Raw genomic sequence first — 12707 nt, forward strand, 5'->3', positions numbered from 1 at the left:
ACTAATCAATTAATGGTTAGTCTCCTACTCGATTCTTTACTAGAGAATATACAGTTTTAACTACTTTGTTTTGTCATCTTCGATAATTTGCTTTACTTGAAATTCGCTGGATTGATCATTTTCAGCGTCAGCATCAGAAAAATCAAAGAGTAAGTATTCGCCTCTATTATCTTGAACGACGACTAATTTATTATTGAGCCCACGTTTATCTTTTTCGATTTGTACTTTTTTCATCAATTCTTCTTGATCGACATCAGATGTTAAAGCATTTCCACGATTAAAAAATATCGTTTCTTCCATGATGATCATCCCTTTTTATTATTTTGATGTTAACTTAAGCTTAAGACATACAGACTGACTTGTCAAAGGATGTAGCTATTATATTTTTGTAGTATATGTTATTTTATGGTAAAATAAAATGTGAAACACTCACAAGGAAGGTGATTTAAAATTGGATAAAAGAAACCGGAACCTTTTATTATTAATTATTGCGGCAGTGATTTTTGTTATTGCTGCTCCTATCGTTTTTACTTATAATCGCTTAGCTTCTGCTGAAAATGATGTGGATGCAAGTTGGTCACAAGTTGAAAATGTGATGCAAAGAAGAGCTGATCTTGTGCCTAACTTAGTAGAATCGGTTCAAGGAAGTATGCAACAAGAACAAGAAATATTTGGTAATATTGCCGAAGCCAGACAAGCTTATAATGAAGCCAATACACCTGAAGAAACAGTTGAAGCCAATGACGAATTGTCTGGACAACTTTCAACGATGGTTAATGTTATCAGAGAAGATTACCCAGAACTAAGTTCAAATGATAATGTTAGAACCTTAATGTCCCAACTAGAAGGAACGGAAAATCGAATTTCAACAGAACGTAGACGTTATATACAATCGGTTCAGCAATATAATCAATTGCTGGTACGTTTTCCTAATAATTTAGTCGCTAGCATATTCAACTTTGATAGAAAGGATAATTTTGAAGCTGAAGAAGGCGCGCAAGAAGTTCCCGAGGTCGATTTTGATATTGATACGAGTGAATAAAGGGGGCTTTTGTCTATGAAAGAAGTGAACGAGTCACATTTAAGTAAAAACACAATAAAAAATATTCATCATTATTATCGACGTTTTAAACGTCTGAATACTATTTATGTTTGGATATGTGGATTATTTATTTTACTGGGGTTATTATTTTTTATTATCGGTGTGCCTTTATTAAATCATCAAAAAAATGTAATGGAACAGTATTACAATACGCAAATTAACCAATTGCAAGGGCAAAAAGAGCAAAAAGAAGAAGAAATTGACGCGCAAAATACTTCTTCTTTTGAAACAACTTTACAAGGGCAAAAAGCACAGTATGCTAATGAATATACCCCTCAAGCTAATTATTACGAAGCGGACATAGGAAATAGCACGATTGCAATTGATCGTAATAATATTTTTGTTTCAGATAATGCAGGAATTTTATCTAATGATGTAAAGGAAAAAATTTACCAGTTCAACCGACAGTTAGATGAGAACGCTAATGGTGCGCAATTTATGGTTGTCACGCTTGATCAATTACCTAATGGAAAAGATATTGAGTCTTATGCAACAGATATCTTTAATAACTTAGGTATCGGAAATGATGAGGAAGACAATGGTGTACTGTATTTGATGTCGGTTGCTGAACAGGAAACTAGATTAGAAGTAGGATATGGACTGGAAGGTGTGCTGACAGATGCTGAGAGTCAGGGGATTCTCGATGACGAGGAAGTAGTAGAAAACTATCAAGAGGAAGATTATTCAGAAGGCGTGAGTGCCACGACTGATTTAGTTGCAAATTATATTAATTCAAAAACACCTTATGAAGATAGCCAAATAAGCATTTATGAAGGTCGTCGAGATAGTCTAGGCTTTGTTTTACTTATTCCAATTGTTTTTATGACCCTCTTATTTATTGTGGTTCTTTTATATTTTATCGGAATAATGAGAACTAGAAAGTGGGTAAAAAAAGACTACAAAGAATTTTCTAGTATTGTTGGAAATGACAATAGCGTAACGGAACAGTCTGCTAAACAAATTAAAAAATTAAATCTATATGCACTCATTTTTTATGGTATGGTTTACTGGCAAACTTATCATCATGTATTAAAAAATAGAGACATCGGACGCCTGTTGAACAAATATCCATCTGGTCGTAAAATAGGACGTCGCGTATTAGTGGGCGATACTTTATATGATTACCGTGGATTAATTTTAACTGCTCATTACGCTTCTTCTGCTTATAATCCAAGATCATCCAAAGGCCGAGGCCGTGGTGGTGGGTTCGGTGGATTTGGTGGGGGCTCATTTGGCGGTGGATCCTCTGGAGGCGGAGGCGCTTCAGGGGGGTGGTAATGGGAAGGAGTCGTTAAGAATTATTAATGATTTATCAGGTCTTTAAGTGAGTATTCTCGCTTAAAGACCTTATTTGGTGCGCTCGGCATGGGCGATAACTTGGTGGTGAAAGTCCACTACAGGCTTGGCAGTAGGAACTGTTAGCCAAAAGCAAGGGTGTCCACTGCGAAGTGGAATCTGAAGGAAGCTGGAGGCAAACACTCGCGCTGACGAACAGAAACCTCATAGGAAGGCTGGATTGGGACGGATGAGCTTGCCAAACAAAGCAAAGTCCAATACTGCCCGAATCCCATACAGTAAATGAGGCAGCGGCATGAGTGGAAGGTTATCACTCCTTACCCGAGGATATCTATCTAGCGACAGCTGTCGTAGTAATAACGAATAGATAGAAGTCAGCTGAGGTCATAGTAGGGAAAATGTACCGAAGGACCGAACAATATTCATACAAAGTATAGATTGGAGGTTAGAGGAAGCAAAGAAGACAGAAAACAACCATAAGGTTGGCAATCTACAGAGGGATAAGGTGGAACCTGAAAGCGTATGTAGATGTGTCGAGTTATCCTCTAGGAGAAATGAAAGAAATGTATCGTAAGTCTTCATCTTTGATGAAGTCCGTTGTAAGAAAAGAAAATCTTAAGACAGCCGCAACAAGGGTCCGACGTAATAAAGGAGCCGCTGGTGTCGATGGTATGGCTGTGGATGAAGTAGAAGACCACATTGAGAAGTTGTATGCGCCACTAAGGCAGAAATTGCTTCAAGGGACCTACCAGCCACAACCGGTCAAACAAGTCGAAATACCGAAACCCAATGGTGAAAAACGCCAATTGGGAATTCCATGTGTGCGTGATCGCGTAGTTCAACAAGCGATTCGACAAGTCATTGAGCCCATCATTGACCCATATTTTCTTCCACAAAGCCACGGATTTCGCCCGAATAAGGGAACACACACTGCTTTGAAGCAATGTGTCGCCTATTATGAGGAAGGCTATAAAGTGGTGGTCGATTGTGACTTGAAACAATGCTTTGACACACTAAATCATGACAAGCTCATGTATCACTTAGAGCAGTTTATTCAAGATAAGGCAATTCTCAAGGTTATTCGTAAGTTCTTGACGAGTGGTGTGATTAACCTGTCTAGCGAATACGTAGAAAGAAAGTCGGGTGCACCTCAAGGGGCGGTCTTATCGCCTCTTCTCTGTAATATTTACTTACATGAACTGGATAAAGAACTTGAGAAAAGAGGACACCAATTTGTTCGTTATGCCGATGACTTCGTCATCTATGTCAAGTCAAAACGTGCGGGCGAACGAGTGTTAAAAAGTGTGACCCGTTTCATTGAAAAAGATCTTAAACTCATTGTTAATCAAGACAAGAGTCAAGTGGGGGCACCAACGCGTTTAAAATTCTTGAGCTGTCTGATAATGAAAGTCAATGGCACCTGTCGTTTTATCCCTACCAAAGAAGCCAAGAAGAAATTCAAAGCCGAATTGAAACGTCGAACAAGCCGTAAGCGTGCGGGTGATTTTCGAACGATCATAGAGGAAATCAATCAAGTCACGCGTGGCTGGATAGGCTATTTCGGATTGGGATTTATTCGAGGTTTTATTCAAAAGGAAATTGAACCATGGTTACATCACCGCATCAGGCAGCTGATCCTCAAACGTTGGAAAGTTCCCAAAACGAAAATAACGAAGTTATTGTCTTATGGTTTAGATTTAAACGGCGCCAAGAAAATCGGATCCTCTAGAAAGAAATATTGGCGACTGTCCAAAACGTCTGAAGTTCATCGGACACTTACAAACGAAAGACTCCACCGATGGGGCTTAGTTTCACTAAGCGCCTTGGTAGAGTCTGCTTACGCAAGATATTGAACCGCCGTATACGGAACCGTACGTACGGTGGTGTGAGAGGTCGACTAATCAATTAATGGTTAGTCTCCTACTCGATTGTGCCAGGCATGGCATTTATCTAGCTAGTGAAAGTCTAGTCACGGGTAGTTACCGCCAAGTGTAGCGAGCCACAAGCCGAAATCAGCGATGATGGGGTGAAGGAAGTGGTGGCGCAAATCTCTTGAACCTACGCACAGGAACTTGATGAGGCTAAATGGTGGATAAGGCTGCATATCAAGCCGAAGTCCAAAAGGTAAACGTAAAACCAAGACAGTAAATCAAGAGGTTGTGGAGAGAAAGATAAGTGTCTTACCCTGGGAGATCTTACGGACGTTTGCGAACGGTCGAAAAAGGTTTGTCGTAAGAAGTCAGCCGAGGCCATAGTAGCTATGATATTACATGTAGTGAAGGGCTGAATGTTTGTATAGTGTGAATCGCTAGAAGAAAATATCCAAGCAGTCCGGAAACGAGGATACCCTAGAACGGTAGAACGTAACTATCGATGGGAAAAGTAGTGAGGACGATCTTGGATCCATCTACACCTAGAGGAGGAACAGCGCATGAGATTCATTGAAAAGATCACGAGCCAGCAAAACATGAGACAAGCCATCGAGCAGGTCAAAAAGAATAAAGGCGCTCCGGGTGTTGATAAAATGACAGTCGACGAACTTGACCATTATTTCTATCAACACGGACATTCCCTTGTTCAAGAGATTCGATCGATGACTTACCGTCCGAAAACAGTCAAACGAGTTTATATCCCTAAGCCCGATGGAAAACAAAGACCTTTAGGGATTCCAAGTGTCGTGGACCGTGTGGTACAACAAGCAACCGCGCAACAGCTGAGTCGCATTTTCGATGTTCACTTCAGTGAAAGCAGTTATGGTTTTCGTCCCAATCGAAGTGCACATCAAGCGATTGAAAAAGTTCTTGATTACTTGAATGAAGGTTATGAATGGCTCATTGATATGGACATTGAGAAATATTTTGATACGGTTCATCATGATAAATTAATCTCGACCCTTAGAGAACGGGTCAAAGATAGAGAAACGCTTCACTTAATACGTGTTTTCTTAAAAGCAGGGATTATGGAAAATGGCTTTGTTCGTCCGAATGAAACGGGCGTTCCGCAAGGCGGACCTTTAAGTCCCATTTTAGCGAATATTTATCTGGACAAATTGGATAAAGAACTAGAAGCAAGAGGACTCTATTTTGTCCGTTATGCGGATGATACGGATATCTTTGTCAAAAGTGAGCGGGCAGCCAATCGTGTAATGAAATCTATTACGAGTTGGATTGAAAGAAAGCTTTTCTTACGAGTGAACGTCACAAAAACCAAGGTGGTACGACCGACACAGAGTCAATTTTTAGGGTTTACCTTCTGGAAGAACCAGAAGGGTTGGCAGTGTAAACCGAGCAAAGTTAGTAAAACAAAGCTCTATGACAAAACCAAAGCCATCCTTAAAAGAAAACAGGCGGTGTCGCGACCCTTAGCGGTGACATTCACGAAACTCAACCAAACGATAAGAGGCTGGATCAATTACTACCGTATCGGGAATATGAAAACCTATCTAGCAAAGTTTGGGCAATGGTTACGACATAAAGTCCGAGTGATCATCATAAAGCAATGGAAACTGCCACAACGAATCTATACGAATCTACAACAATTAAACCGATTATTCAAATGCCATTTTACCAAAGAAAATATTTATAAGGTGGCAAATTCGAGATTAGGTTGGTATAGGAAATGTGGCATGGACGTCGTCAATTTTACCCTAAGTCCGAAAGTTTTAGCCATAAAGAAAAAGGATCGACCTGGATTGGTCAATCCTTTAAATTACTATCTTAATCAAGCGTGAAAACAATACAAATGGAGCGCCGTATACGAGAACCGTACGTACGGTGCGACGGGAGGGGCGGAAATCTTATTTCCCCTCTACCCTTTTATATCGATATAACAAAGAAAATAAAAATCAATATTGCATTTGCTTTAATAGAAAAAATAGCTTATCTAAAAATTTTTATGAGAGCAAGAATTTTTCAAATACTTCGTTTCCTAGAAATAAACCTTTACGAGTCAACTTGAGATGATCGTTTTTAAAAGTTAATAATTGCGCATCGAATAGTTCAGGAAGAACTTCCTGGTATAAATCGGTAAGTTCTAAGTTGAATTTTTCTTTAAAACGATGCAAGGATACGCCTTCTTTTTTCCTTAATCCTAAAAATAATTCCTCTTCAATTTGGTTCTTAAAAGAAAGGTTTTCTGTTTCAATGATAGGTAACTGATTATTACGTAACAGGTTTAAGTAATGTTGAATAGGACCGAAATTTTTATAACGTTGTTGGTTTAGGTAGCTGCTAGCACCAGCGCCAAAACCATAATAATGCTCATTATTCCAATAAACTAGATTATGCTTTGATTCCCATCCTTTTTTAGCGAAATTACTAACTTCATAGTGAGAAAATCCGGCTTTTTCCATCTCATTTATCGCTAGCTCGAACATTTTTGCCTCTTCTTCTTGTTCGGGCAATTCAATTTTTCCTCTTCTTACCCAATTCATAAACATTGTTTTATTTTCTAAAATTAAGGAATAAATCGCATAGTGAGGTAAATCAAGAGCGATCGCTTTTTCTAAAGTAATAAGAAAATCTGCAATGCTTTGTGCAGGCAGAGCATAAATTAAATCGATTGAAAGGTTGTCTATCTGATTTTTTTCTATTAATTTTAATGTTTGGTATACATCTTCAGCAGTATGTTTACGGCCAATTCTTCTTAGAAGACGATTATCGAATGTTTGCACCCCCATTGAAAGGCGATTAATTCCATAATTTTTAATGACATTTAGTTTTTCTTGCGTCAAATCACCAGGATTTGCTTCAATTGTAAATTCTTTGGTAGTTTCAACGGGCAGCAATTGAGTGATGCCACTGAGTAAATCATCTAATTGCTTAGCAGATAGACAAGTGGGCGTACCTCCTCCGATATAAATCGTTTGACTGGCATCTGTAGGATGAAGATCAAGTGTTAATTGTATTTCTTTTAATAACCCTTGGATATACTCATCGACAGGCTGCCCTTTTAAAAATACTTTATTAAAATTACAGTAAAAGCAAATATGTTCACAAAAAGGAATATGAATATATGAAGAGGTATTTTGTAGAACTTTTTCCATTAATTAATTGCTCCTTTAGCAAAGCATGTTTTGTCATTAGTTTACCATAGTTATTTATAAACTTAGACGAATTTCTAGCTATTTCTCCAGAATTAGCACTCTAACATAAAGAGTGCTAATTTTTTGAGCATTTCCTCTTGACATTCTTGTGATTTGTGGTATATTAATAATCGTGTTAGCACTTAGATATAAGGAGTGCTAATTAAAGGGTGATAAATTTGTTGACGCAAAGACAAGATAATATTTTGCATCAAATTATTCATAATTATACAAATTTAGGAAAGCCAATTGGATCTAAAACGCTGATGGAAGAAGGGATCGCAGCTAGTTCAGCCACGATTAGAAATGAGATGAAAACTCTCGAGGAATATGGGCTTTTGGTAAAACCACATTCTTCTTCAGGTCGTATCCCTTCGCTAAAGGGTTATCGCTACTATGTCGATTATCTGCTAGAACCAGAAAAGTTAAAAAAGAGCGAAGTAGACGTCATACAGCAGTCCTTAGGAAAAGATTTTCATGAGATCAATGATATCATTGAACAATCAGCTAAAATTCTTTCTAAATTGACTAGCTATACGGCGCTATCGATTGGACCTGATGTAAGTAATAGAAAACTTACAGGTTTTAAAATGGTGCCACTTAATAATCGGCAAGTGATCGCAATCATTGTAACTGACAAGGGAAATGTTGAAAATCAAGTATTTTCAATTCCTAAAAGCGTAGATAGTGAAGATCTTGAAAAAATGGTGCGAATCATCAATGATAAACTAATCGGTGAACCTTTATTAATAGTTTATCAACGCTTGCGAACTGAAATCCCGATGATTCTTCATAAGTATTTTCAAACAACTGAAGGAATTCTTGATTTATTCAATAATATGTTGAGTGAAGCTTTTGAAGAAAAGATTTTTGTTGGCGGTCAGATGAATTTACTGAATTCCGATCAAATCCAAAACATTGATCAGTTTAAATCCATGTATTTGTTTATGGAGAACTCGAAGCAATTGAATGAATTGTTGAGCACTAAAGATCAACCGATTCAAATTCGGATTGGGTCAGAATTGGGTAATGACTTACTAAGCGACATGAGTTTGATCCAAGCTAATTATGAGATTAAAGATCATGGCAATGGTACGATCGCATTATTAGGTTCGGCTAGTATGCCGTATTCGAAAATGCTTAGTTTACTTGATGTGTTTCGTCAAGAACTAGCAGAAACACTGGATGATTATTATCGTTCGATCGATTCATTCGGCTGATCTGCGTGAATTGTCAATTATTTATATAGAAAGGATGTTAGATGATTGTCTGATAAAAAAAAGAATGCAGAAGAGTTTGAAGAAACATTTTCTGACAAAACCAGTGAAGATGAATCAACTGTAGAAAATGAAACAGTTGAAGAAAATGAGAATGAAGATGTTCAAGCTATTTCAGAAGTTGATGACTTAAAAGCACAACTTGATGAAATGGAAGACAAATATCTTCGTGCTTCAGCTGAGCTTTCGAATATGAATAATCGTTTTCGTAACGAAAGACAAACATTGCAAAGGTATCGTTCACAAGATTTAGGAAAGAAATTACTTCCTGCAATTGATAATTTAGAACGTGCTGTAGCAATTGAAGTTGAAGGAGAACAAAACGAAAGCTTGAAAAAAGGGGTAGAGATGACTTTAGAAAGCTTACGTTCTGCCATGCAGGAAGAAGGAATTGAAGAAATTTCTGCCCAAGGTGAAACGTTTGACCCTACATTACATCAAGCTGTTCAAACAGTTCCTGCGACAGAGGACCATCCGGCAGAAACAGTCGTTGAAGTATTGCAAAAAGGTTATAAAATTTATGACCGTGTACTTCGCGCCAGCATGGTAGTTGTCGCACAATAAATTAGTTTATTTCAATATTAAATGAATGATAAAATGACAAAGGAGATCATAGTATGAGTAAGATAATTGGTATTGACTTAGGTACAACAAATTCAGCCGTTTCAGTTTTAGAAGGCGGCGAATCGCAAATTATTACAAATCCAGAAGGAAATCGTACAACACCTTCTGCTGTAGCATTTAAAAATGGCGAAATTCAAGTAGGTGAAGTAGCAAAAAGACAAGCAGTTACAAACTCAGATACTGTTACTTCTATTAAGCGTCATATTGGTGAAGATGGTTATAAGGTAGAAGCGAACAATAAATCTTATACACCACAAGAAATTTCAGCAATGATTTTGCAACACATTAAAAGCTTTTCAGAAGATTATCTAGGCGAAGAAGTTGAAAAAGCTGTTATTACAGTTCCTGCTTATTTCAATGACTCACAACGTCAAGCAACTAAAGATGCTGGTAAGATCGCTGGATTAGAAGTTGAACGTATTGTAAATGAACCAACTGCAGCTGCTTTAGCTTACGGTTTAGATAAAACTGAACAAGATGAAAAAATCTTAGTATTTGACCTTGGTGGCGGTACTTTTGACGTTTCCATCTTAGAATTAGGTGACGGTGTATTTGATGTGTTATCTACTGCCGGTGACAACAAGCTAGGTGGAGATGACTTTGACGAAAAAATCATTGATTACATGGTGAGTGAATTCAAAAAAGAAAATGGCATTGATTTAAGTAAAGACAAAATGGCTTTACAACGTCTAAAGGACGCTGCTGAAAAAGCGAAGAAAGACTTATCAGGCGTTTCAAGTACACAAATCAGTTTACCATTTATTACAGCTGGTGAAGATGGCCCTCTTCATCTAGAAATGAATATGACTCGTGCAAAATTCGATGAATTAACAAGTAGTTTAGTTGATCGTACAAAAGAACCTGTACGCCAAGCTTTGAAAGATGCTGATTTATCTCAATCTGATATTGATCAAGTCATCTTGGTTGGTGGTTCGACTCGTATTCCATCTGTTGTTGAATCAGTACGTAAAGAAACAGGTAAAGAACCAAATAAATCAGTGAACCCGGACGAAGTAGTTGCTATGGGTGCTGCTATCCAAGCGGGTGTTATTAGTGGTGATGTTAAAGATGTTGTATTACTTGACGTAACTCCGTTATCTCTAGGAATTGAAACTATGGGCGGTGTATTTACGAAGTTGATTGATCGTAACACTACGATTCCAACAAGTAAATCGCAAGTATTCTCTACAGCGGCAGATAATCAACCAGCCGTAGATATTCACGTATTGCAAGGTGAACGTCCAATGGCAGCTGACAATAAGACGTTAGGTCGTTTCCAATTAACAGATATTCCAGCAGCTCCACGTGGTGTACCACAAATTGAAGTTAGCTTTGATATCGACAAAAACGGTATTGTAAATGTTTCAGCTAAAGACTTGGGCACACAAAAAGAACAAAAAATTACCATTCAATCTTCTTCCGGTTTATCAGATGAAGAAATTGATAAAATGGTTAAAGATGCTGAAGCAAACGCTGAAGCCGATGAAAAACGTAAAGAAGAAGTTGACCTACGTAACGAAGTAGATACACTGTTGTTTACAGTAGATAAGACATTGAGTGACCTTGATGGTAAAGTCGACGAAGAAGAAGTCAAAAAAGCTGAAAATGCACGTGATGAACTAAAAGCTGCAGTGGAAGCTGACGACATCGAAGACATGAAAACTAAACGCGATGCATTGAATGAAATCGTACAAAACTTGAGTGTTAAGATGTACGAACAAGCATCACAAGAACAACAAGGCGATCAAGGAGCTCAAGGCTCAGACGATGCTTCTAACGCTTCTGGTGACGACGATGTAGTGGATGCAGATTTTGAAGAAGTAGATGACGACGATAACGATAATCAATAATTTCGTTATTTGGGAAAAAGCCAAAGACATCCACTTTGGCTTTTTCTTTTGAAATATTGTCTACTATAGTGATAAACCGGTCTTTTCTTTTTAATTTAAGTATTTTTATAAAATAATGTTTCTTCTGCATAATTTATGATAAAATACGAAAGACTGTTAAAGTATTAGATGGAGGGAAAGCCAATGGCAACAAAACGAGATTATTATGAAGTCCTAGGTGTAGACAAAGGGGCTTCAGATGATGAAATCAAAAAGGCATATCGTAAGCTTTCCAAAAAATATCATCCAGACGTCAACCAAGAAGCTGATGCAGAAGAGAAGTTTAAAGAAATTTCAGAAGCCTATGAAACGCTAAGCGATCCACAAAAACGTGCAGCTTATGATCAATATGGTCATGCAGGTGCCGATGGCAATTTCGGCGGCGGTGGCGCTGGTGGATTTGGTGGCTTCGGAGGAGGCTTCTCAGACGCTGGTGGTTTCGGTGGCTTTGAAGATATTTTTGAATCTTTCTTCGGTGGTGGCCGTTCTGCAGATCCAAATGCGCCACGACAAGGTGATGATTTACAATATTCAATCAATCTGACTTTTGAAGAAGCGATATTTGGTAAAGATACAGAAGTTTCGTATAAACGTAATGAAGTTTGTCATACTTGCGGTGGAAATGGTGCTAAACCAGGCACACAACCAGAAACTTGTCATAAATGTAAGGGTTCTGGAACGATCAATGCTGAACGTCAAACCCCACTTGGTCGAGTAATGACAAGACAAACTTGCGATGTTTGTCACGGAACTGGTAAAGAAATCAAAGAAGTTTGCGAAACATGTCATGGTACAGGACATGAAAAGAAAACACATAGTGTTAATGTTTCTGTTCCAGCTGGTGTAGAAGATGGACAACAAATGAGGCTAGCTAACCAAGGGGAAGCTGGCATTAACGGTGGACCTTATGGTGATCTATATGTTGTCTTTTATGTAGCAGAAAGTGATATTTTTGATCGTGATGGATCTGAAATTTATTACGAATTGCCAATCAACTTTGTACAAGCAGCTTTAGGTGATGAAGTCGATGTACCAACTGTTCATGGAAATGTAAAATTGAAGATTCCAGCTGGTACACAGACTAGCACGAAATTCCGTTTGCGCGGTAAAGGCGCACCTCGTTTAAGAGGAAATAGTACGGGAGATCAACAAGTAACGGTAAAGATCATCACGCCGAAGAACTTGAATGAAGAACAAAGAGAAGCATTGCGAAATTTTGCTGAATTAACGGGACAAAGAACAGAAGAACAGCAATCAGAAGGTTTTTTTGACAAGATGAAAGATGCTTTTAAAAAATAAAATGGAAAGTGGAGATCACATAATAGTTGATCTCCACTTTTTTGCCGTGAATCACAGCGATTCAGCGACCAAAGGAAGCTGAAAGCTGATGATGAACAGTACTAGGGCGAGCGAAAGCGAGGCGTAGTGTCCTTTAT

The 12707-nt window shown here is 38.1% G+C and carries 10 protein-coding genes; 8 read left to right on the forward strand and 2 right to left on the reverse strand.

Annotated elements, in window-relative coordinates:
• Positions 1-60 precede the first annotated feature (60 nt).
• The gene (locus AC806_RS04695) at positions 61-300 is read right to left on the reverse strand and encodes a hypothetical protein (RefSeq protein WP_069028899.1); all 240 of its coding nucleotides are present in this window, start codon (positions 298-300) and stop codon (positions 61-63) included.
• Positions 301-451: 151 nt separating this feature from the next.
• Between AC806_RS04695 and AC806_RS04700 the strand changes: the two genes are divergently transcribed.
• The 4 genes from AC806_RS04700 (at position 452) to ltrA (AC806_RS04715) (ending at position 6128) form a co-directional block, all read left to right on the forward strand.
• Entirely contained in the window at positions 452-1042 is a 591-nt protein-coding gene (locus AC806_RS04700) for a LemA family protein (RefSeq protein ID WP_069028900.1), read from the forward strand.
• Positions 1043-1057: 15 nt separating this feature from the next.
• A complete protein-coding gene (locus AC806_RS04705) occupies positions 1058-2380 on the forward strand; it encodes a TPM domain-containing protein (protein WP_069028901.1) in 1323 nt (440 codons plus the stop codon).
• A 572-nt stretch (positions 2381-2952) separates the two neighbouring features.
• Positions 2953-4251 carry a group II intron reverse transcriptase/maturase gene (gene ltrA, locus AC806_RS04710; protein ID WP_227869084.1) on the forward strand — a complete coding sequence of 433 codons (1299 nt, stop codon included), beginning with the start codon at positions 2953-2955 and terminating at the stop codon, positions 4249-4251.
• Between the two features lie 578 nt (positions 4252-4829).
• The gene (gene ltrA / locus AC806_RS04715; protein ID WP_014124169.1) at positions 4830-6128 is read left to right on the forward strand and encodes a group II intron reverse transcriptase/maturase; all 1299 of its coding nucleotides are present in this window, start codon (positions 4830-4832) and stop codon (positions 6126-6128) included.
• 162 nt (positions 6129-6290) lie between these two features.
• Here the strand turns inward: ltrA (AC806_RS04715) and hemW are convergent, their stop codons facing one another.
• Positions 6291-7442, reverse strand: coding sequence for a radical SAM family heme chaperone HemW (gene hemW, locus AC806_RS04720; RefSeq protein WP_014124677.1), 1152 nt, complete (start codon positions 7440-7442; stop codon positions 6291-6293).
• A gap of 218 nt (positions 7443-7660) precedes the next feature.
• On the opposite strand from hemW, the gene hrcA reads away from it, so the two are divergent.
• The 4 genes from hrcA to dnaJ all read left to right on the forward strand — a co-directional run bounded on the left by hrcA (position 7661) and on the right by dnaJ (position 12570).
• Positions 7661-8701 (forward strand): heat-inducible transcriptional repressor HrcA, encoded by a 1041-nt coding sequence (gene hrcA, locus AC806_RS04725; protein WP_014124678.1) that lies wholly within the window; start codon positions 7661-7663, stop codon positions 8699-8701.
• 45 nt (positions 8702-8746) lie between these two features.
• Positions 8747-9322 carry a nucleotide exchange factor GrpE gene (grpE, locus tag AC806_RS04730; protein WP_014124679.1) on the forward strand — a complete coding sequence of 192 codons (576 nt, stop codon included), beginning with the start codon at positions 8747-8749 and terminating at the stop codon, positions 9320-9322.
• Positions 9323-9375: 53 nt separating this feature from the next.
• The gene (gene dnaK, locus AC806_RS04735) at positions 9376-11232 is read left to right on the forward strand and encodes a molecular chaperone DnaK (protein WP_014124680.1); all 1857 of its coding nucleotides are present in this window, start codon (positions 9376-9378) and stop codon (positions 11230-11232) included.
• A gap of 183 nt (positions 11233-11415) precedes the next feature.
• Positions 11416-12570 carry a molecular chaperone DnaJ gene (gene dnaJ / locus AC806_RS04740; protein WP_014124681.1) on the forward strand — a complete coding sequence of 385 codons (1155 nt, stop codon included), beginning with the start codon at positions 11416-11418 and terminating at the stop codon, positions 12568-12570.
• Positions 12571-12707: the final 137 nt, after the last annotated feature.

This window comes from Tetragenococcus halophilus (assembly GCF_001712815.1).
Classification (GTDB): domain Bacteria; phylum Bacillota; class Bacilli; order Lactobacillales; family Enterococcaceae; genus Tetragenococcus; species Tetragenococcus halophilus.